Origin of the sequence: Achromobacter sp. MYb9, assembly GCF_002975275.1 — a bacterium.
GTDB lineage: Bacteria > Pseudomonadota > Gammaproteobacteria > Burkholderiales > Burkholderiaceae_B > Achromobacter.
In genome coordinates this window covers 50,184-71,076 of sequence record NZ_PCOQ01000030.1, presented here as the reverse complement: position 1 = coordinate 71,076, position 20,893 = coordinate 50,184, and the positions used below count along the sequence as shown (strand labels likewise).

The window sequence follows — 20,893 nt, the reverse complement described above, 5'->3', positions numbered from 1 at the left end:
AACGCCTTCGCGCCGATGATAGTGGACGGACGTCTGTGAAAGTAGGTCATCGTCAGGCTTTTATTCCGCAAAACCCCACAGGTAATCCTGTGGGGTTTTGTCTTTGGGCGAACGAAACGCGATGCACGCAACCCGGATAAAGAAACCCCCTCGCGGCTAACGATCAGCAGGGTTTATCAGCGCGGTCAGCACGTGATCGCACCAGGCTCCATTTATTTGCAGATACGACCGTGCCTCTCCTTCGCGCTGGAAACCCAGGCGGGACAGCAGGCCGGCGCTGCGCGTATTTTCCGGGCGGTAATTCGCCATGATCCGGTGCAGCTTCAGGTTCTGGAAGACGTGCTCGATGGCAGCCGCCAAACCCTCACGCATCAGGCCCTGACCTTGGCATCGTTCGGCAATTGAGTAGCCCAAATGGCAAGCTTGAAACGCGCCCCGGACGATATTGGTGAAGTTGCAGACGCCGATGACCTCATCGGAAGCTTGGCTGAACAACAACAAGTGGAGCGCGTCTTGGGTGATGTTTCGCTGGGCCATTCCTTGTAGCCGTTCGGCGACGGCATAGGGTTCGAAAAAGGCGGCGTGGCGCAACGGTTCCCACGGTTGCAGATAATTCTGATTCTCTAGCAAATAGGTTCGGACGCTGTCGGCATGGGACACTGCCGCAGGTACCAGGCGTAGCCTTGGCGTGATGAGCACGCCAGGGAGCGGACGCGGCCTTGGGGGGATGAGCGCTGCGGGGAACGTGGCAGGAGGGAGATTCATGGTGCCTTTCTGTTGGGAGCGGGCAGCGCTGCTTAATCCTGGCTGCGCAAGTACTGTTGGCGATCAATGCCGTGGCGTTGAAGCTTGTCGTAGAAGGTTTTGCGAGGAATGCCCAGCGACTCCAGCGTGGCTTTGATGTCGCCTTGATGCGCGGACAGCGCGTCGCGGATGAGCTGCGCTTCGAAACGCTCCATCCGTTCCGGCAGGCTTTGCGAGGCATCGGGCGCGGGAGGAGTGTCGAAAGCCGGGCTGCTCAAAACGCCCAGGACCACGCGTTCAGCGAAATGAGCGAGTTCCCGGACATTGCCTGGCCAATCGTGCGTCATGACGTATTGCTTCATCGAAGCCGGCATGTCCGGGATGTCGCGGTTGAAGCGGCGCGACGCATGGCCAAGATAGTGGGCGAAGAGCAGGGGGATGTCGTCGCGGCGTTCTCGCAGGGGCGGAATGCGGATCGTGACGACATTGAGCCGATAGAACAGGTCTTCGCGAAACTTGCCACGAATGGCGGGACTTCCCAGGTCTTCTTTGGTGGCCGCGACGACGCGTAGATCCAGATTGCGGACGTCATTGCTGCCCAGCGGGGTGATCTGGCGAGATTCGAGTACACGCAGCAGCTTGACCTGCACGGCCAAGGGCATGCTTTCGATTTCGTCCAGGAATAACGTGCCACCGCTGGCGTGTTCGATGCGGCCAATGCGTTTTTTCTGCGCGCCGGTGAAGGCGCCGGCTTCATGTCCGAATAGCTCGCTTTCGATGACGCTTTCGGGCAAGGCGCCGCAGTTGATGGCAACGAGTGCGCGATGCCGGCGGCGACTGAGGCGATGGAGCGCGGTGGCCACGACTTCCTTGCCGGTGCCTGTCTCGCCTTCGACCAGCACGTCGACATCCGCATCTGCAATGTGCCGCAGCGTCTGCTTGATGCGTTGCATGGCCGGTGTGGCACCGATGAACGGCATGTCGTCGGCTTCCAACGCGAACGCGGCTTCGCGCAGACGCCGGTTCTCGAGCACCAGCCGCCGTTTTTCGGCGGCATGAGCGATTGCAGTCAGGAGCCGGTCGGGCGGAAAAGGCTTGGCCAGGAAATCGTAGGCGCCGTCACGCATGCACTGCACGGCGGTGGCGATATCGCCATGGCCTGTGATGAGGATGACGGGGAGTTCGGGGTCGATATCGCGCAAGCGATGGAATAGCTGCAGGCCATCAATATCGGGCATGCGGATGTCGGTCACCACCACGCCGTCGAAATCCCGGTCCAGATGGGAGAGCGCGGCGCGGGCGGAGCCGTAGGCCTCCACCGCGATGCCATGCAGTTTCAGGGTCTGGACGTTTGCCCGCCGTAAGTCTTCGTCGTCATCGATGAAGACGACACGAGGAGGGGCGGCCGAGGCGGAGCGGTTGTCCGCTGATGCTGGGGCAGATGCCGATGCAGAGGCGGTGAAGTCAGGGGCGCGGGTCATGGCGTTAGGGCCGGAAGAGAGGTTCCGGGGGCTGCCTTTTGCAGCGTCAAGGTGAACATGGCCCCCTGCTGAGGACCGTGCGGAGTCGGAAAGCCTGGGTCGGTGGGATGCGCCGCGCGCAACTCGCCACCGAACTCGGTGACGATGTCGCGGCAAATAACCAGCCCCAAGCCCAGGCCTTCCGGTTTGCTTGTATGAAATGGCGTGAACAGCCGCGCCCTGGCGTCTGGCGACAGGCCTGGGCCGTTGTCGCTGACATGGACCTGTACCGTTGCGCCCAGGTCTTGAAGGGCGACAATGACGCGGCCTTCCGGCCGACCTTCCAGCGCTTCCAGTGCGTTCTGAAGCAGGTTGACCAGCACTTGCTCCAGCCGGACGCGGTTAGCGCGGACCAGAAAGTCCTGCGCTTCGGGTGGGCGTTGAAGCGTGACGCCCTGACGACGAGCCCGCGGACCGACCAGCAACAAGGCGCCATCCAGCGCCTCTTTCAGCCGGGTGGGCCCCACCGAGGCGCCGGCCTTGCGTGAAAACGCGCGCAGTTCACCGGTAATCTGGCCGATGCGTTCGGTCAGCGTGGCGATGGTGCCAAGGTTCTCTTGCACCGAACCGGCGTCTTGCCGTCGAAGGAATTCGATGGCGTTGTCCGCGTAGACGCGGATGGCGGCGACGGGTTGATTGATCTCGTGCGCGACGCCGGCGGCCACCTGGCCCAGCAGCGCAAGCTTGGTGGCTTGAACGAGTTCATCCTGCATCGTGTGCAGCCTGACTTCGGTGCGCTGGCGCTCGTCCATTTCGGTGATCAGCTGCTCGTTCACGTCCAGCAATTGGGCCGTGCGTTCGTCCACCAGCGCCGCCAATTGCGCCTGGACGGCCGCGTGCTGTCCGGCACGTTCGCGGTGGCGCTGGCGCCTGACCAGCACGATGCCGAGTGCCGCAGCCAGCAGGCTAAGGGTCAGCAACGCGCCTAATTGGGCGTTGGCGCTGGCCTGGGTCATGGCGGTTTGCACGGGCGACAACAGATGCAACGTCCAACCAGGCGATTCCACGATGGGGAGCGTCGTGTGCAACAACGGCGCGCCCTTGGGCAACGGCGGCACGGCGGCGTCGGTGCGCACCAGGTCGCCGGTGCTGACCGGCGCGAGCGCTGGCGACAGTGGCAGGGGCCGGAATATGGCGTCGCCGAATTGCAGGCTGGTGCGCAGGCTTTGCGCCAAGCCGGGCGCGAGCGGCGCCAGGACGGCGAAGCGCCAGTCGGGAATGCTGCCCAATAACACCACGCCGTGCTCGTCGGTAACGAAGATCGGGGCGATGGACTGGCGCCAGTCGGACTCGAGATCGCGGAAATCCACCTTCAGCACGATGACGCCCAACAGCCCGCCGTGGGCGTCATCGATTCTCCGTGACAGATACAGGCCGGCTTCATGGCTGACCGTGCCCAACGCGAAGTGTTCGGCGAAGCCGCGTGTGACGGCGCCTTGGAAATAAGGCCGGAACTGGTAGTCGACACCGACGAACGTGGCAGGTTCGCGCCAGTTGCTGGCCGCGATCGCCAGGCCTTTCTTGTCGAGCAAGTAGATGGCGGAAGCGCCGACGCCGCGACTGAGCGTGTCGAGCTTTTCGTCCAGCGATTCGATCTGCGCGTCGGATGCGCCCTGCAAGGCTGCCCGCACGTCGACGTCTCGCGTCAAGACGAAAGGCAGTGCCCGGAATTTGTCGAGGTTGTTGCGCAGCAACGCGGCATTGATCTGGCCGGCAGCCCGCGCTTGGACGGCCGCCGCCTTGACGGCACCGTCGCGCGCCCACTGCGTGGCGACGTGCAGCACGCCGAATACAAGACCGGCGGCTATGAGGATCATGGCGGTCCGGCGTATCCACGACTTGTTGGCCGGCGGCCGCCGAGGCGGCGGCAGCGGAGCGGCATTCCAGCCAGGGCGGCCGGACGAAGACGAGGAGGCGGGGTGGGGCATGGTGCGTGCGGTTTTTCGCACATTTTATCTGTTTTTTGTGCGGATTTCCGCCTTTCTTGGCGTGAAAGGCTGTGTGGGACCTGACGGAAATATCGATATATCAATGGCTTGGCGGTGCTGCGGAGTTTTTTCTTATCTGGCATGGCGTTTGCATATATCAAGGCAAGCCGGGCGTCGACCGTTCGGTGAAATGGCTTGCGGCGATAACGCAATGCCACAAAACAGATAACGCTCCGTCGCCCGCCGCGCTCAATCGCCCGGGGCAAGGAGCATTGGTGGGGACAAACCCAATGATCGACGTGGATCACGGCGCGCCCGCGCGCAAGCTCAAGTTCTATCAAATCCTTTATGTGCAGGTGATTTTCGCCATCGTGGTGGGCGTTTTGCTGGGCGCGTTCAGGCCTGAACTCGGGCAGCAGATGCAGCCACTGGGCGACGCCTTCATCAAGCTGGTGAAGATGATCATCGCCCCGGTGATTTTCCTGACCGTGGCATCCGGCATCGCCGCCATGAGCGACTTGAAGAAGGTCGGCCGCGTGGCGGGCAAGGCCATGCTGTACTTCCTGACTTTCTCGACGCTGGCGCTGATCATGGGCATGCTGGTCAGCCATCTGGTCCAGCCGGGCGCCGGCATGCATATCGACCCCAGTACGCTGGATCAGAAGGCGGTGGCGACGTACGTGGCGAAGGCCCACGATTCGACCATCACCGGCTTCCTGATGAACATCATCCCGACGACGATCTTCAGCCCCTTCGTGGGGGGGGACATCCTTCAGGTGCTGTTCGTGGCGGTGCTGTTCGGCATTGCGCTGGCGATGGTGGGCGAGCGCGGCAAGCCCATTCTGAACTTCATGACGGCATTGGCGCAGCCCATCTTCAAGCTGGTCGCAATCTTGATGAAGGCGGCCCCGATCGGCGCGTTTGGCGCGATGGCGTTCACCATCGGCAAGTACGGCATCAAGTCGGTCGTGAACCTGGCGATGCTGGTCGGCACGTTCTACGCCACGGCGGTGCTTTTCGTGGTGGTGGTGCTGGGCCTGGTTGCCCGCTACAACGGCTTCTCGATCCTGAAGTTGGTGCGTTACATTCGCGAGGAACTGCTGCTGGTGCTGGGCACGAGCTCGTCCGAAGCCGCGCTGCCCACCCTGATGCAGAAGATGGAGCGCGCCGGTTGTTCCAAGTCAGTGGTCGGGCTGGTCGTGCCCACGGGATACTCGTTCAATCTGGACGGCACCAACATCTATATGACGATGGCGGCGCTGTTCATCGCGCAGGCTTGCGATATTCCCTTGTCGCTGGGCGATCAGATCCTGCTGCTGGCCGTTGCGATGCTGAGCTCCAAGGGCGCCGCCGGTGTCACGGGCGCGGGATTCATCACGTTGGCCGCGACCTTGTCGGTGGTGCCGTCCGTGCCGATCGCCGGCATGACGCTGATCCTGGGCGTGGACCGTTTCATGTCGGAATGCCGGGCGTTGACGAACCTGGTCGGCAACGCGACGGCTGCCGTCGTGGTCGCCCGCTGGGAAGGCGAGTTGGATCAGGAACAGTTGCACGCGGCGCTGGATGGTCAGACGCCCGCGCTGCCCGAGACACCTCAGGCCGCTGCGCCGGCCCAGACGCCGCTGAGCCACACGGCCTGATTCGCGGGGCCAGTCGCTTCAGGGCGTCTGGATGCCCGCGGCCCGCAGCAAGTTGGCCGTTTCAAACAGCGGCAAGCCCATTACGCCGGTGTAGCTACCGGAGATATGGGCGATGAAGGTGCCGGCCAAGCCCTGGATGCCATAGGCGCCGGCCTTGCCGAAGGGTTCGCCGCTGTCGCAATAGCGGCCGATTTCATCGTCGGTCAGCTCGCGCATGCGGACTTGCGTGACGGAAACGGCTTCCAGCAATTGATTGCCAGCCCAGACGGCGACAGCGGTGTGCACGTCGTGCGTCGCACCGGACAGGGCACGCAGGATGCGCATGGCATCGTCGCGGTCTGCCGGCTTGCCCAACACGACGCCATCCAGGACGACCGTGGTGTCCGCCGCCAAGAGCGGCAGTGTCGGCAATGCCTGGCTGCGCATCCAGTCGCGTCCACGCAAGGCCTTGTCGCTTGCGGTGCGCCGCACGTAGTCGGCGGCGCTTTCGCCGGGATGCTGGGGTTCGTCTTCGCCAGGCGGCGCAGGCACCCGCAGGACCTCGTGGGCCAGGCCGATTTGCGTCAGCAATTCGCGTCGCCGCGGACTGGCCGAGGCAAGGTAGAGGCGGGCGGGGGATTCGGAGCCGGTGGTCTGAGACATGCGGGAACGGGATGGGCGTCGGCCCGACCAGCGGTCAGGCGCGGTGGTAGGGGTGGTTGGTCATGATGGCCCAGGCGCGGTAGAGCTGCTCGGCCAGCACCACGCGCACCATGGGGTGGGGCAACGTCAGCGACGACAGGCGCAATTGCCCGCTGCAGGACGCCTTCAGGTCGGCGTCCAGGCCATCCGGGCCGCCGACGAGGAATGCAACGTCTTGCCCGCCTGCTCGCCACTGTTCCAGCTTTTGCGACAAGGCCATCGTGGTGAGGTCGCGGCCGCGTTCATCCAGCGCCAGGCGCAATGCGCCAGCGGGCAACGCGGCTTCGATGCGCTTGGCTTCCGCCGCCATCATCTGCGCCGGCGTCTTGCCGGTGGTGCGGGGTTCAGGCTTGATCTCGCGCAATTCCAGCGCGCAATCGGCCGGAAGGCGTTTGGCGTAGTCGGCCCAGGCGGTCTCCACCCAGTCCGGCATCCGCGTGCCCACGGCCGCAACGATCAGTTTCACGGCAGAACTCAGCTTTCGGCGTCGTCGTAGCCGCTGTCGGTGGGGATCGGCGCCGCGCGGGTGGATTCGGGCAGGAGCTTCACGCGCACCGGCTTGCCGCCCCAGATCTCTTCCAGGTTGTAGTACTGGCGGATGGCGGGCTGCATGATGTGCACGACGACGTCACCCAAGTCGACGACGACCCATTCACCGGTGTCCTCGCCTTCGATGGTGATGCCGGACAAGCTCAGTGCGCGGCCGCTGTCTGCCACGCTGGAGGCGAGGGCACGGGTCTGGCGGTTGGAGGTGGCGCTTGCAATCACGACGCGATCGAACAGGCTCGTCAGATGCGTGGTGTTGTAGACCTTGATGTCTTGCGCCTTGACGTCTTCGAGGGCATCGATGACGGCGCGTTGGAGTTTCGTTATATCCATAGCTGCAAATATAACCCGCGGACGGACGGCGGATGCCGGCTCCGTGGCGCTTTGGGCGCCCGGCGGGTGTGGGTTTATCGGTAAAGCTGGTGCGCCGCAATATAAGCAGCGACAGCGGGGGGCAGCAGGCCGTCGGTGGATTCACCGGCGGCAAGGCGCCGGCGGATCTCGGAGGCGGATACCGCCATCGGGGCAAAGGGCAGTTCTTCCAGGCGGTGCCCATGTTCGTCCAGCCAGGCGGAGAGTTCTGCCGGAGGCTTCAACGGCGTGCCGGGGCGGGTCGCCACCGCCAAATCCACCAGGCTGGCGATGTCTCGCCAGTTGCGCCAGGTGCAGAAATTGGCCAATTGGTCGGCGCCCAGCAACCAGACATAGCGCGCGTCGCGGGGCAGGGCGCGCAACGTGTCGATCGTGTAAGTGGGGCCGCCGCGTTCGATTTCGATCGGATTGACGACCAGGCCGTCCTGGCCCGTGATGGCCAGTTCAAGCATGTCGCAGCGTTGTTCGCCGGTGGCGTGCAGCGCCGCGCGTTGCCAGGGATTGGCGGCGGGGATAAGTTGGACTGCCGCCAGGCCGAGGGTCTGCAAGGCATTGCGCGCCAATGCGACGTGTGCGACGTGGACGGGGTCGAAACTGCCGCCCAGGAGACCGATGCGCTTCAAACCCAGTCCCGTGGCGTCAGGTAGGCGGCAAGTTCCGCTTCGGGGGTGCCGGCTTCCGGCTGCCAATCGTAACGCCACTGCGCCATCGGCGGCATGGACAGCAGGATGGATTCCGTGCGGCCGCCCGATTGCAGCCCGAATAGCGTGCCGCGGTCAAAGACCAGATTGAATTCGACGTAGCGGCCGCGGCGGTAGGCCTGGAAGTCGCGCTCGCGCTCGGTGTAGGCGAGCTCTCGGCGGCGTTCGACGATAGGCAGGTAGCTGGGCAGGAAGGCGTCGCCGACCGAACGGGTCAGGGCGAACGAAGCGTCGAACCCGGGGGCGTTCAGGTCGTCGAAGAATATCCCGCCGATGCCGCGCGTTTCATTGCGGTGCTTCAAGAAGAAGTATTCGTCGCACCAACGCTTGTAGCGCGGATAGTATTCGGCGCCGTGCACGGCCAGCGCGTCCCGGCAAACGGTATGGAAATGCCGGGCGTCTTCTTCGAAGGGGTAATAGGGGGTCAGGTCGATGCCGCCACCGAACCAGAAAACGTCGGATTCGGCATGACCGGGGCGGGCCGCCGCCATGAACATCCGCACATTCATGTGCGTCGTGGGCACATAGGGGTTGCGCGGGTGCAGCACCATCGACACGCCCATGGCTTCCCAGCCGCGCCCCGCCAGTTCCGGGCGGTGGGCGCTGGCGGACGGGGGCAGCTTCGTGCCCTTGACGTGGCTGAACAGCACGCCCGCCCGCTCGAACAGCTTGCCGCCTTCAAGCAGGCGCGACAGGCCGCCGCCGCCTTCGGGCCGGACCCATTCATCGGCACGGAAGGCGCTGCCTTCCGCTGCTTCCAGGGCGCCGACGATGCGGGCCTGCAAGCCGGTGAAGTAGTCGCGGACGGTGGCGACGGGCAAGGCGTTCATCTATCGCTTTCCGTTCAGGCTTGGGGTTTGGGCTTTTGCTGGGACGGCTTTAGCGCGCGCCAGCCGATGTCGCTGCGGTACTGGCGGCCATCGAAATGGATGCCGTCGATGGCTTCGTATACGCGGTCGCGCGCCATTTTGACCGAGTCGCCCAGCGCCGTGACGCAAAGCACGCGGCCGCCGGTGGTCTTGGTTTCGTCGCCGTCGAGTTCGGTGGCGGCGTGAAAGACCATGCAGTTTTCGGCGTCGGCGGGCAGGCCGCGGATCGCGTCGCCCGTGCGCGGAGTGTTCGGGTAGTTGTGCGAGGCCAGCACCACGCCAAGCGCCGTGCGGCGGTCCCAGACGATGTCGGCCTGGTTCAGCGTGCCTTCCACGGCGTGCTCAAGGGCGTCCAGCAGGTCGCTCTTGACGCGCATCATGATGGGCTGCGTTTCGGGGTCGCCCATGCGGCAGTTGAATTCCAGGGTCTTGATGGCGCGGTCGGGATCATCGCCGGGGGCGATCATCAGGCCGGCGTACAAAAAGCCCGTATAGGGGATGCCGTCGCGCGTCATGCCCTGCACGGTCGGCAGGATGATTTCGCGCATGATGCGGTGATGAAGCTCGGGCGTGACCACCGGGGCGGGCGAATAGGCGCCCATGCCGCCCGTATTCGGGCCCTGGTCGCCATCCTGCAGGCGCTTGTGGTCCTGGCTGGTCGCCAGCGCCAGCACGTTGCGGCCGTCGCACATGACGATGAAGCTGGCCTCTTCGCCGACCAGGCATTCTTCGATGACGACGCGCGCGCCGGCGGCGCCCATCGAGCCGTCGCCCAGCATGGCGTCGACGGCGGCGTGGGCCTCTTCCAGCGTGGTGGCGACCACGACGCCCTTGCCGGCGGCCAGGCCATCGGCCTTGATCACGATCGGGGCGCCTTCCTTATCGATATAGGCGTGGGCGAGGGCCGGATCGGTGAACGTCTCGTAGCGGGCCGTCGGGATGTTGTGCCGGACCATGAAGGCCTTGGCGTAGTCCTTCGAGCTTTCCAACTGCGCGGCGGCCTTGGTGGGGCCAAAGATCTTCAGGCCACGGGCGCGGAACACGTCCACGACGCCCGCGGCCAGCGGCGCTTCCGGGCCGACGACCGTCAGAGCGATGCCCTCGCGCTGGACGAAATCAGCCAATTCCTCGGCATTGGTGAGCGCGATGTTTTCCATCTGCTCGGCCCGTTGCGTGCCGCCGTTGCCCGGCGCGACGAACACCTTGTGTACGCGCGGGGAGCGGGCCAGCCGCCAGGCGAGGGCATGTTCGCGGCCGCCCGAGCCAATAACCAGGAGTTTCATGTTGCGTGAGTCTGAAGGTTGCCACTGGCGCGCCGGCGGCATGGGCCGCCCGCGCGTCAACAGGAGGGATTTACTGCGCTTCGTCGAAAATGACGGTCGTATAGACTTCCTGCACGTCGTCCAGGCCTTCCAGGGCGTCGAGCAGTTTCTGCATCTTGATGGCGTCGTCGCCGGCCAGCTCGGTTTCGTTCAGGGCCTTCATGACGATACCGTCGACTTCGGCCTTCAGGCCGGCGTCGTCGAACGCTTTGCGGACGGCGGCGTAGTCGGCCGGTGCGCAAACGACTTCGATCACGCCTTCTTCGTCGGTCACGACGTCTTCGGCGCCCGCTTCCAGCGCGGCTTCCATGACCTTGTCTTCCGGCGTGCCGGGGGCGAACACGAATTGGCCGCAGTGCTTGAACATGAAGGCCACCGAGCCTTCCTGGCCCAGGTTGCCGCCGTTCTTGGCGAAGGCGTGGCGGACTTCCGCCACGGTGCGCGTGCGGTTGTCGGTCATGCAATCGACGATGACCGCCGCGCCGCCGATGCCGTAGCCTTCGTAGCGGACTTCCTCATAGGCGTCGCCGTCGGCGCCGCCCGCGCCACGCTGGATGGCGCGCTGGATGTTGTCCTTGGGCATGTTGGCGTCGGTCGCCTTGTCCCAGGCCATGCGCAAGCGCGGGTTGCTGTCCGGGTCGGGGCCGCCGGCGCGCGCCGCCACGGTGATTTCACGAATGATCTTGGTCCAGAGCTTTCCGCGCTTGGCGTCTTGACGCCCTTTGCGGTGCTGAATATTGGCCCATTTGCTGTGTCCGGCCATGGCTTCCCAGGATAAATTGTCTGCAAAAGCGGCATTTTACCGTGCCGGCGGTCCGCGCGCCCGGGAGGGCCGCGCGTGTGTCCTTATTGCCACGCGCACAAGCCGGGCGGCAAGCTCTACACTTGGGCATCCCACTGATTCCCTGGTCCGGAGCGCTGCACATGCCCAACCCCATCGTCATTGCCAAAAATGCACAGGCCGAGCTGGCGCTATTGCCCGCCCTGGCCAACCGGCATGGATGCATCACCGGCGCCACCGGCACGGGCAAGACCGTCACGCTGCAGGTGCTGGCCGAATCGTTCTCCCGCATCGGCACGCCGGTCTTCATGGCCGACGTGAAGGGCGACCTGACCGGTATTTCGCAGGCGGGCTCGGCCAGCCCCAAGCTGGCCGAGCGCCTGAAAAGCCTGGGGCTGGCCGAGCCCGCCTGGGCTGCCAGCCCGGTCACGCTGTGGGACGTATTCGGCGAGCAAGGGCTGCCGGTGCGAGCCACCATCACCGATATGGGGCCGCTGCTGCTGTCGCGCATCCTGGAATTGAACGACACGCAGGAAGGGGTGCTGACCCTGGTGTTCAAGGTCGCGGACGACGAAGGCCAGTTGCTGCTGGACTTGAAAGACCTGCGGGCCATGCTCCAGAACGTGGCCGACCGGTCGGCCGAACTCAAGACCCGCTATGGCAACGTGTCGTCCGCCAGCGTCGGGGCGATCCAGCGCGGCCTGCTGGCGCTGGAGTCCCAGGGGGCCGAGAAGTTCTTCGGCGAACCCATGCTGGATGTGGCCGATCTGATGCGCACGGATGCCCAGGGGCACGGCATGGTCAATGTGCTGGCTGCCGACAAACTCATGCAGGCGCCGCGCCTGTACGCCATCTTCCTGCTGTGGCTGCTGGCCGACCTTTACGAAAAGCTGCCCGAGGTAGGCGACATGGACCAGCCCAAGCTGGTTTTCTTCTTCGACGAGGCGCATTTGCTGTTCAATGATGCGCCGCCGGCGTTGCTGAACAAGATCGAGCAGGTCGTGCGCCTGGTCCGGTCCAAGGGGGTGGGCGTTTACTTCGTGACGCAGAACCCGTTGGATATTCCCGATACCGTGCTTGGACAGTTGGGTAACCGGGTGCAACACGCCTTGCGGGCGTTCACGCCACGCGACCAGAAGGCCGTGAAAACGGCGGCGCAGACGATGCGCCCGAATCCGGGGCTGGATGTCGAAGCGGCCATCACTGAACTGGGCGTTGGCGAAGCGCTGGTGTCGTTGCTGGACGCCAAGGGGCGGCCCATGCCGACCGAGCGCGCCTTCATCGTGCCGCCGGCCAGCCGGATTGGCCCGGCGACGGACGCCGAGCGCCAGACGCTGCGCCAGGGCAGCCCCATGGCGGCGAAGTACGAAAAGGCCATCGATCGTGAGTCCGCTTACGAGGTCCTGGCGGGCCGCGCGGCGACACCGACGGATGCCGGGCAGACGCCGGCTGCGCCGGGCAAGCCTACGGCCGCCGACGCGCCCGCCGAGGCGTCGGGGGGCGGCCTGATGGATAGCCTGAACGACGTTCTGTTCGGGTCGACCGGCCCGCGGGGCGGCAAACGTGACGGCGTTGTCCAGACCATGGCCAAAAGCACCGTTCGGTCGATCGCCCGGGAGCTGACTCGGGGCATATTAGGGTCGCTGCTGGGATCCAAAAGCCGGCGCTGATACGGCCGCGTTGCCATTCACAAAATGCAACACTTCCGTTTTGTAACGGGGGGTGTTGCTGCGCGCCGGTTTGTGCCTATGATTCTGGGCGGTCTATCAAAGGAAAACTAAGGAAACGTGGTGGCTAAGAAACACAAAATTGCGGTAATTCCAGGAGACGGGATTGGCAAGGAGGTCGTTCCTGAAGGGTTGAAAGTGCTGGACGCCGTGGCGACGCGCTTCGGCATTGATTTTCAGTGGGACCATTTTGACTGGAGCTGCGACCATTACGCCAAGCACGGCAAGATGATGCCGGACGACTGGAAGGCGCAGATCGGTCAGCACGAGGCGATCTTCTTCGGTTCGATCGGTTGGCCGGCCACGGTGCCGGATCACGAAGCCCTGTGGGGCTCGCTGTTCAAGTTCCGCCGCGAATTCGACCAGTACATCAATTTGCGTCCGGTGCGGCTGATGCCCGGCGTGCCGTCCCCGTTGGCGGACCGCAAGCCCGGCGATATCGATTTCTTCATCGTTCGCGAGAACACCGAAGGCGAATATTCCAATAGCGGCGGCCGTCTGTTCGAGGGCACCGAGCGCGAAGTGGTCATCCAGGAAAGCGTGTTCACGCGCATCGGCGCCGAACGCGTCCTGAAGTTCGCGTTCGAGCTCGCCCAGAAGCGCGGCAAGCACTTGACCGCCGCCACCAAGTCCAACGGCATTTCGATTTCCATGCCCTGGTGGGACGAGCGCGTGGCCGACATGGCCGAAAACTATCCGGACGTGCGCTGGGACAAATATCACATCGATATCCTGTGCGCCCACTTCGTGCAGCATCCCGACTGGTTCGATGTGGTCGTGGCGTCCAATCTGTTCGGCGACATCCTCTCCGACCTGGGGCCGGCGTGCACCGGGACGATCGGCATCGCGCCGTCGGCGAACCTGAACCCGGAGCGCAAGTTCCCGTCGCTGTTCGAGCCGGTGCACGGCTCGGCGCCCGACATCTATGGCAAGGGCATTGCCAACCCGATCGGGCAGATCTGGAGCGGTGCGTTGATGCTTGATTTCCTGGGGTATCCCGAGGCGTCGGCCGCCGTGGTGAAAGCGATCGAATCGGTACTTGCCGATGGCCCGCGCACCCGGGACATGAAGGGCAATGCTTCGACCGTCGAGGTCGGCAACGCGATTGCGTCGCTGATTTCCGCCGGCTAAGCGGGCTGCGCGGAAAGGGCCGGCCAGGCGACTCGATGCAAGACTCAATCTCGCCCTTGCCCGCCCCGCCCGTCGGCGGCGGGCGGGCCGACCGCTTCGTGCGCAAACTGTTCCGCCTGCTGCGTTCGCGCACGCAACGGCACAACCAGCATCTGTGGCCCTTCGTGCGGATCTGGCGGGACCGGTCGGGCGCGATTTGCGGTTTTCGCGCTTTTGGCCGGTCGCTTCCCATTACGCCGCTGGCGCAAGGGTACGACCCCGCCGACGAAACCGTGCACCTGATCCTGAGCGGCCCGTCGGTCGCGCAGATCCCCTACGACCAATTGGATATTCGTGCGGCGATGGGCGTCAACGGCGCGATCGCGCTGGCGCGCAAATTCGATCTGCCATTCAAGTACTACTGCATCATCGACCAGAACTTCGTGCGCGACCGCATCGACCTGGTGCGCGCGATCGTCGCGCGCGACCTGACGCTGTACGTGTTCCCCGAAGTGCTGCGCTACATCATGCAAGGCATTCCCCAAGACGAGATCCGCTGCCGGATCTGCATCATTGAACTGATCTCCGAGCGCGCCTATCAACGCAGCGCCGCACCGGCGATGCTCAAGCGGATCGCGGCGGCGACGCCCGACGTGCAATTGCTGGATGCCAAGCAGGGCCTGGGCTACAGCTTCGACGCCTCGTTAGGCGTGTTCGACGCCGACACGGTGGCCTATGCGGCGTTGCAGGTGCTGGTGTCCGGCGGCGCGCGCCAGGTATATGTGCACGGGCTGGATCTGACCGTGCAGCACGGCCTGCGGTTCTATGACGAAGGCGCGCAACCCCAGTCCAGCCGCCTGGCGCGCAAGTTCGCGAATCTGATCGAACCTTCGTTCCGTTTCGCGTCGGCGCAGTGGCGCGCCCGCGGCGTGTCGGTGTTCAACCTGTCTCCGGTCAGCGCCTTGTCGGCCGATATCATCGAGCGCAAGGATTGGCAGGTGCTGTTGAAAGAAGTGCCGGCCATGCAAAAGGGCGCCTGATCAGGCGCCCTTTTTTTGGGATGGCGATAAGAGGCGTTGCCGGCGTCAGTGCGCGCCTGCCGCCGCTTCCGCCGCACCGCCACCGCCGGCCTTGGTTGAGCGTGGGCGGGCGAACCAGACCAGTCCCGTCAGCAGCAGGAAGATGATCGCCGAGCCATAGAACACGTCTACCGCGGACATGGTGAACGCCTGCGCATTGACCAGTCCGTCCACCATGGTCAGCGCCTGCTGATGCGACATGCCCATCCCGTTCTGCAAGGTGTTCAACGTCTGGTCGAACGCCTGCTGGCCGGGTTTGGCGATCTCCGTCAGTTGCGCGTGATGCATCGTGGCGCGGTTTTCCCACAGGGTCGTGGCGATCGAGGTGCCGAACGCGCCGGCAGTCAAGCGCAGGAAATTCGACAATCCGGAGGCCGCGGGGATGCGCCACGGTTCAATGCTGGACAGCGTGATGGAGGTCAGGGGGACGAAGAACGCCGCCATCGCCGCGCCCTGGATGATGGTCGGCAGCATCAGCGTGCGCACGTCGGTTTGGGTGTTGAAGCCCGACCGCATGAAGCACACCAGCGCGAAAATCAGGAAGGCCACGGTCACGATCTGGCGGGGGTCGCGGGTCGCCAGCATCTTGCCCACCAGCGGCGTCAGCAAAATGGCCAGCAGGCCGACGGGTGCCGTCACCAGGCCCGCGTAGGTTGCCGTATAGCCCATATTGCTTTGCAGCCACAGGGGCAGCAGCACGACGTTGCCGAAGAAGACGCCGTACGCCACCGCCAGCGTCAGCGCGCCGACCGTGAAGTTGCGGATCTTGAACAGGCGCAGGTCCACGACGGGGTGGGCATCGGTCAGCTCCCAGATCAGGAAGAAGACGAACGCGACGAAGGCGGTGGCGGCCAGCGCGATGATGGTCGGGCTGGCGAACCAGTCAAGCTCCTTGCCCTTGTCCAGCATGATCTGCAAGGCGCCGACCCAAACGACCAGCAGCACCAGGCCCAACTTGTCGATGGGCAACTTGCGGGTCAGCGATTCCCGGTTGCCATAAATGCGCCAACTGATCCAGGCGGCCAGCAGGCCGACCGGCACGTTGATGTAGAAGATCCACGGCCAGGTGTAGTTGTCCGAGATCCAGCCGCCCAGCAAGGGCCCCGCAACCGGCGCGACCAGCGTGGTCATGGACCAGACCGCCAACGCCATGCCCGCCTTGGACTTCGGGAAGCTGGCCAGCATCAGCGTCTGCGACAGCGGGATCATGGGGCCGGCCACCGCGCCTTGCAGCACGCGGAAGGCGATCAGCGCTTCCAGCGACGGCGAAAAGCCGCACAGCCATGACGCCAGCACGAACAGCAGCGTCGAAATCAGGAACAGCCGGACCTGGCCGAAGCGCTGCGTCAGCCAGCCCGTCAGCGGCACCGTGATGGCGTTGGCGACGGCGAACGAGGTGATCACCCAGGTACCCTGGCTGGAGCTCACGCCCAGGTCGCCCGAGATGGTGGGGATGGACACGTTCGCGATCGACGTGTCCAGCACGTTCATGAACACCGCGGTGGATAGCGCGATGGACCCGATGATGCGGGTCGCGCCTTCCAGCGGCGGGTACGTGCCAGCCGGCAGGACCGGCGGCACGTCGGGCGCGCCAGCGCCCGCGGGCTGGGCGGTCGTGCTCATGATGCCAGGTTGTCCTGGATGATTTTGGTGATCATGGCGTCGACTTCGTCATGCGCGGGTTCGAAGGCGCGGGTGGACCAGGCCGGTTCCTTGCGGGAAGCTTGCGTCAACGGCTCGCCTTCCTGCGTGCCCACATCGACTTCGACGTCCATGGACAGGCCGACGCGCAACGGATGGGACTTCAGGTCTTCGGGATCCAGCGTGATGCGCACGGGCACGCGCTGCACCACCTTGATCCAGTTGCCCGTGGCGTTCTGCGCCGGCAGCAGGGCGAAGGCGCTGCCAGTGCCGGCATCCAGGCCCGAAATCTTGCCGTGATAGGTCACCGCGCTGCCGTACAAGTCGGCCACCATCTTGACCGGCTGGCCGATACGCATCTTGCGCAGCTGGCCTTCCTTGAAGTTGGCTTCCACCCAGACCTGATCCAGCGGAACCACCGTCATCAACGCGTTGCCGGGGGCGACGCGCTGGCCCACCTGCACGCTGCGGCGGGCGATCACGCCGCCCACGGGCGCCGGCAGCACCGTGCGGGACTGCGCCAGCCAGGCGTTGCGCAGGCCGGCCGCGGCTTGCAGCACGTCGGGATGGTTGGCGACGGTCGTGCCTTGCGTCAACGCTTGGTTGGTGGCCAGTTTGGCGCGCGACGCGGCCAACGAGGCGCGGGCTTGCGCCAGCCCGGATTGGGCGGACTTCAGCGCGGCTTCGGCGTGAAGGATTTCTTCGCCGCTGACGCCGCCGGACTTGGCCAGTTGCTGTCGGCGGCTGACGTCGCTTTGCGCGCGGGTCAGTTCGGCCTGGGCGCGCATGATGTCGGCGTTGCGCAGATCGACGTCGGCGGCCAAGGCGTCATTCTGGACGTAATAGGTGCGGACTTGCCGCACCATCTGCGCCAGTTTGGCTTGGGCCTGTTGCAGCGCGATGTCGGTATCGGCCGGATCCAGGCGCACCAGCGGCTGGCCGGCAACGACGGTTTCAGTGTCGTCGGCTTCGATGGCGATGACCGTGCCGGGCACTTGCGGCGTGATCTGCACCAGGTTGCCGTGCACGTAGGCGTCGTCGGTGCTTTCGAAGTGGGCGCCGAACAGGGCCCACCAGATGCCATAGGCGATGGCGACAAGAATGAAGGCGCCGGTGGCCAGTAGCAACAGGCGTTTACGGGCGGGATTGGTCGTGGGGGTGGCAGCGTTCATGACGTCTGAATCCGGGGATCGTTCAATGAATGGGGTTCGTGGCGGGGGCGGACGGCGCTTCGGACACAGACGCCGGGGTGGGGCCTGGCGTGGACCCGGGTTCGGCACCTGGGGCATAGCCGCCGCCCAACGCATTGGCCAGATTGGCATCCAGTTGATAGGCGCGGATGCGCAGGTCGGTGTCCAGGCGGGCCTGGGTCAGCACGCCGGTCTGCGCGATGAGCACGGTGATGTAGTTGCCCAGGCCGGCCTTGTAGCGGTTCACCGCCAGGTCGTAGGCGGCCTCGATGGCTTCGCGGGCCTGGCGTTGCTGGGCCCGTTCCTGATCCAGCAAGCGCAAGCCGTCCAGCGCGTCCGCCACTTGGTGCACGGCGTCCAGCACGGCCTGGTTGTAGTCAGAGACGGCCAGGTCGGCGTCGGCGCGGCGGCCCGCCAGGTTGGCGTTCAGTTCACCGCCGTGAAAGATGGGCAGCGTGATGGCGGGCCCGAAACCGGCGGTGCGGGCCGCGGAGCCCAACAGATTGCCGGTGCCCAAGGCCTGGAAGCCGGCGAACGCGGTCAGGTTGACGTTGGGGTAGAACTCGGCCTTGGCGGTATCGATGGCGCTACGGGCTGCCTCGGCGCGCCAGCGGGACGCGACGACGTCGGGGCGGTGGCCCAGCAGGTCCAGGGGAATCGCGGCGGGCACGACGCCTGCCGGGGCGGTCAAGTCCACGGCGACGAGTGATTGGCCGCGTTGGGGGCCCGCGCCGGTCAGCGCCGCGACCTGGTTGCGCAGTTGCGCCAGCGTCGTCTCGGTCTGCGTCAATTCCACCTGGCCGGCGGCAAGCGACGATTCCGCCTGCTTCACCTCGACCTGGGTGTCCAGGCCGGCGCTGTAGCGTCCCTGCGTCAACGACAGTACGTCGGCGCGTTGCGCGATCACGCGCTTGAGCACGTCGCGCTGCGCGAAGGCGTTCTGCAGATTCAGGTAGGCACGGACCGTCGCGCTAGCCAACATGTTGCGGGCGGCTTGCGCGTCGGCGACCGCGGCTTCGCGTTCGGACACGGCCGACTTCAGGCGCGAACGGTTCTTGCCCCAGAAGTCCAGCTCATAGCTGAAATCCAGTGCCAGCCGGTTGTCGCTGACGACCGTTCCGCCCAGCGGAGCCGGGTAGATGTAGTCCGACGAGAGATGTTCGCGGTTCAGCGAGTAATCCGCATCCACGCGCGGCAATAGCGGCGCGCGGGCGGTGCTGACCGCAGCGTTGGCCTTGGCCAACCGGGCCTGGGCGGCGCTCATCGACGGGCTGTTGGCCAGGGCTTCATCCATCAGCGCATTAAGTTGGCGGTCGCCGTAGCGTTGCCACCATTGCGTGTTGGGCCAAGCCGTCTCTTGGCCGGTCAGCCCCAGCTTTGCCGCGTCCAGCGCCGCCACGGGCGCCGGCCCGGAGTCCATCAATGCGCAACCGCTCAGGGCCAGCACCAATACGGTAGAAAGAAGGCGTTTCATCCTGACTGTTTGCTGAAAGTAATTGATTAATCTGTATTTGCCTAGGCAAATATTATGCCAAATAAAGCCCCAGGTCAGTGGGGCCGTTGCGTAAAGGGGTCGGGCGTCGTCAGCGTTCTGGGGCGGCGCTGGAAGCGGAGCCGTTGGCGATCATGCGACGCATGAAGTGCATCAACTGGGTGACCTCGTCGGTGGAAAAGCCGCGCAGGTGATGATTCAACGACCGCGCGATGTTCGGTGGAATTTCACGCGCCTTGGCTTGGCCCAGTTCGGTCAGTTCGATCTTCACGACACGGCGGTCCGTCTGGCAGCGGGTACGGCGCAGCAGGCCTTTGGCTTCCAGGCGATCAAGCGCGCGGGTCATGGCGCCCGTGTCCATGTCGTTCAGGCGGGCCAGTTCTGCGGGGGTGTCGGCGCGGCCCAGGAAGACCATGGCCAGCGGACGCCATTGCATGGCGGTCAGGCCCAGCGGAGCCATTTCCTGATCCAGCATGCGGGTCAGGGAATGATAGGCAAGCTTGATCAGATAGCCGGCGTTCTCTTCCGCCATGCAGCGGGTGTCGCTGCGGTAGTGGACAGGGGTGTCGGACGATGGCGGGGAAGTTTCGGCATTCATGCGCCGAATTTTACTGCCTAGTCAGTTATTGTCAAGGCTGTGTTTCGGGGGCCGCGCCGACATCCGTCGCTGCGCTCTTGCGCAGGCCGGACCACACGATGGCAGCCACGATCAGGGCGGCGCCCGCCATCATGCGGGGCGTGGGCTCCTGCTGGAACAGCGCCCAGGCGAAGGCGATGGCGTAGACGGGTTCCAGGGCAATCACCAACCCGGCGCTGCGCGCATTCAGGCGGGTCAGGCTGGAGACGAACAGATAGTGCGACAGCCCCGTGCAGAACACGCCCAGCAAGGCCAGCCAGAGCCAGTCCATGGCGGGCAGGGCGGGCAACTGGCCGACGGCGAACGGCACCATCACCAGCGCCACCACCACGTTTTGCCAGCAGGCCACCTGCATCGGGTCCATGCCGGAGGCGGAACGTCGGTTGCTCAGTGCCAGCAGCGCGAAGGTCAGGCCCGACAAGAGCCCCCATGCCAGGCCGATCGTGCCCTGGTCGGCAAGGTCGAACGACGGCGTGACCAGCACCAGGCCAGCGGTGACCAACCCCAGCAGCATCCATTCGGCCGCCCGGATGCGTTCCCGGAAGATCAGGCCTTCGAACAGCGTGATGAAGGCGGGGAAGCTTGCGAAGCCCAGCGTGGCGATGGCGATGCCGCCCACCTTGACCGAAATGAAGAACGTGACCCAGTGAGCGGCCAGTAGCGCGCCGGCGATCACCAGCACGAACAACTGCGCGGGCGTCAGCACACCCAGCAGGGGTTTGCGCCGCATGCGGGCGAATACGCCAAGCGAAATCACCGCGAATACCGCCCGCCCCAGCGTGATGACGGCGGCGCTGGCCTGGATCAGCTCTCCGAAGACGCCGGTCAGGCCGAACAGCACGGCGGCGATGTGGATGTGGGTCAGAGCGCGTTGTCGGGTCATGCGATGGGGAATTTGATGCCAAAAAGCTGA

General features: G+C 65.0%; 19 protein-coding genes. 4 read left to right on the top strand and 15 right to left on the bottom strand.

Going from position 1 to position 20,893, the window contains the following annotated elements; all coding sequences use genetic code 11:
* Nucleotides 1-156: 156 nt before the first annotated feature.
* Genes CQ050_RS27680 through CQ050_RS27670 form a run of 3 tightly spaced genes read right to left on the bottom strand, consistent with a single transcriptional unit; the run spans nucleotide 157 to nucleotide 4,081 of the window.
* The gene (locus CQ050_RS27680) at nucleotides 157-765 is read right to left on the bottom strand and encodes a GNAT family N-acetyltransferase (RefSeq protein WP_105560037.1); all 609 of its coding nucleotides are present in this window, start codon (nucleotides 763-765) and stop codon (nucleotides 157-159) included.
* 32 nt (nucleotides 766-797) lie between these two features.
* Nucleotides 798-2,225 (bottom strand): sigma-54 dependent transcriptional regulator, encoded by a 1,428-nt coding sequence (locus tag CQ050_RS27675; protein ID WP_233214332.1) that lies wholly within the window; start codon nucleotides 2,223-2,225, stop codon nucleotides 798-800.
* On the bottom strand, nucleotides 2,222-4,081 hold the full coding sequence (locus CQ050_RS27670) for an ATP-binding protein (protein WP_105560036.1): 1,860 nt from the start codon (nucleotides 4,079-4,081) through the stop codon (nucleotides 2,222-2,224). Before CQ050_RS27670 ends, CQ050_RS27675 begins: the two co-directional genes overlap by 4 nt.
* Nucleotides 4,082-4,482: 401 nt before the next feature.
* Here CQ050_RS27670 and CQ050_RS27665 point away from each other — a divergent pair, with 401 nt between their 5' ends.
* On the top strand, nucleotides 4,483-5,832 hold the full coding sequence (locus tag CQ050_RS27665; RefSeq protein WP_105560035.1) for a dicarboxylate/amino acid:cation symporter: 1,350 nt from the start codon (nucleotides 4,483-4,485) through the stop codon (nucleotides 5,830-5,832).
* A gap of 18 nt (nucleotides 5,833-5,850) precedes the next feature.
* Here CQ050_RS27665 and CQ050_RS27660 read toward each other — a convergent pair whose 3' ends face one another.
* The 7 genes from CQ050_RS27660 to CQ050_RS27630 all read right to left on the bottom strand — a co-directional run bounded on the left by CQ050_RS27660 (nucleotide 5,851) and on the right by CQ050_RS27630 (nucleotide 11,086).
* Nucleotides 5,851-6,474: a nucleoside triphosphate pyrophosphatase gene (locus tag CQ050_RS27660; RefSeq protein WP_105560034.1), complete on the bottom strand. Its 624-nt coding sequence runs from the start codon at nucleotides 6,472-6,474 to the stop codon at nucleotides 5,851-5,853.
* 34 nt (nucleotides 6,475-6,508) lie between these two features.
* Nucleotides 6,509-6,979: a 23S rRNA (pseudouridine(1915)-N(3))-methyltransferase RlmH gene (gene rlmH, locus CQ050_RS27655; protein ID WP_050449060.1), complete on the bottom strand. Its 471-nt coding sequence runs from the start codon at nucleotides 6,977-6,979 to the stop codon at nucleotides 6,509-6,511.
* 8 nt (nucleotides 6,980-6,987) lie between these two features.
* On the bottom strand, nucleotides 6,988-7,392 hold the full coding sequence (rsfS, locus tag CQ050_RS27650; protein WP_105560033.1) for a ribosome silencing factor: 405 nt from the start codon (nucleotides 7,390-7,392) through the stop codon (nucleotides 6,988-6,990).
* Nucleotides 7,393-7,466: 74 nt separating this feature from the next.
* Nucleotides 7,467-8,054: a nicotinate (nicotinamide) nucleotide adenylyltransferase gene (nadD, locus tag CQ050_RS27645; RefSeq protein ID WP_105560032.1), complete on the bottom strand. Its 588-nt coding sequence runs from the start codon at nucleotides 8,052-8,054 to the stop codon at nucleotides 7,467-7,469.
* Nucleotides 8,051-8,962, bottom strand: a complete 912-nt coding sequence (gene hemF, locus CQ050_RS27640) for an oxygen-dependent coproporphyrinogen oxidase (protein WP_105560031.1) — start codon at nucleotides 8,960-8,962, stop codon at nucleotides 8,051-8,053. Before hemF ends, nadD begins: the two co-directional genes overlap by 4 nt.
* Before the next feature lie 14 nt (nucleotides 8,963-8,976).
* Nucleotides 8,977-10,284 (bottom strand): phosphoribosylamine--glycine ligase, encoded by a 1,308-nt coding sequence (gene purD, locus CQ050_RS27635; protein ID WP_105560030.1) that lies wholly within the window; start codon nucleotides 10,282-10,284, stop codon nucleotides 8,977-8,979.
* 70 nt (nucleotides 10,285-10,354) lie between these two features.
* Nucleotides 10,355-11,086, bottom strand: coding sequence for a YebC/PmpR family DNA-binding transcriptional regulator (locus tag CQ050_RS27630; RefSeq protein WP_105560029.1), 732 nt, complete (start codon nucleotides 11,084-11,086; stop codon nucleotides 10,355-10,357).
* Between the two features lie 161 nt (nucleotides 11,087-11,247).
* Here CQ050_RS27630 and CQ050_RS27625 point away from each other — a divergent pair, with 161 nt between their 5' ends.
* The 3 genes from CQ050_RS27625 (at nucleotide 11,248) to CQ050_RS27615 (ending at nucleotide 14,981) form a co-directional block, all read left to right on the top strand.
* Complete coding sequence (locus tag CQ050_RS27625; RefSeq protein WP_105560028.1) at nucleotides 11,248-12,774, top strand: helicase HerA-like C-terminal domain-containing protein; 1,527 nt, start codon at nucleotides 11,248-11,250, stop codon at nucleotides 12,772-12,774.
* Between the two features lie 120 nt (nucleotides 12,775-12,894).
* Nucleotides 12,895-13,962: a tartrate dehydrogenase gene (locus tag CQ050_RS27620; RefSeq protein WP_105560027.1), complete on the top strand. Its 1,068-nt coding sequence runs from the start codon at nucleotides 12,895-12,897 to the stop codon at nucleotides 13,960-13,962.
* 35 nt (nucleotides 13,963-13,997) lie between these two features.
* Complete coding sequence (locus CQ050_RS27615) at nucleotides 13,998-14,981, top strand: hypothetical protein (RefSeq protein WP_105560026.1); 984 nt, start codon at nucleotides 13,998-14,000, stop codon at nucleotides 14,979-14,981.
* A 45-nt stretch (nucleotides 14,982-15,026) separates the two neighbouring features.
* Here the strand turns inward: CQ050_RS27615 and CQ050_RS27610 are convergent, their stop codons facing one another.
* The 5 genes from CQ050_RS27610 to CQ050_RS27590 all read right to left on the bottom strand — a co-directional run bounded on the left by CQ050_RS27610 (nucleotide 15,027) and on the right by CQ050_RS27590 (nucleotide 20,863).
* Complete coding sequence (locus CQ050_RS27610) at nucleotides 15,027-16,643, bottom strand: DHA2 family efflux MFS transporter permease subunit (protein ID WP_233214330.1); 1,617 nt, start codon at nucleotides 16,641-16,643, stop codon at nucleotides 15,027-15,029.
* The gene (locus CQ050_RS27605; RefSeq protein WP_105560025.1) at nucleotides 16,640-17,833 is read right to left on the bottom strand and encodes an efflux RND transporter periplasmic adaptor subunit; all 1,194 of its coding nucleotides are present in this window, start codon (nucleotides 17,831-17,833) and stop codon (nucleotides 16,640-16,642) included. Before CQ050_RS27605 ends, CQ050_RS27610 begins: the two co-directional genes overlap by 4 nt.
* A gap of 22 nt (nucleotides 17,834-17,855) precedes the next feature.
* Nucleotides 17,856-19,325: an efflux transporter outer membrane subunit gene (locus tag CQ050_RS27600; RefSeq protein WP_233214328.1), complete on the bottom strand. Its 1,470-nt coding sequence runs from the start codon at nucleotides 19,323-19,325 to the stop codon at nucleotides 17,856-17,858.
* Between the two features lie 109 nt (nucleotides 19,326-19,434).
* The gene (locus tag CQ050_RS27595; RefSeq protein WP_105560024.1) at nucleotides 19,435-19,941 is read right to left on the bottom strand and encodes a MarR family winged helix-turn-helix transcriptional regulator; all 507 of its coding nucleotides are present in this window, start codon (nucleotides 19,939-19,941) and stop codon (nucleotides 19,435-19,437) included.
* A gap of 31 nt (nucleotides 19,942-19,972) precedes the next feature.
* Nucleotides 19,973-20,863: a DMT family transporter gene (locus CQ050_RS27590; RefSeq protein ID WP_105560023.1), complete on the bottom strand. Its 891-nt coding sequence runs from the start codon at nucleotides 20,861-20,863 to the stop codon at nucleotides 19,973-19,975.
* Between the last annotated feature and the right edge of the window lie 30 nt (nucleotides 20,864-20,893).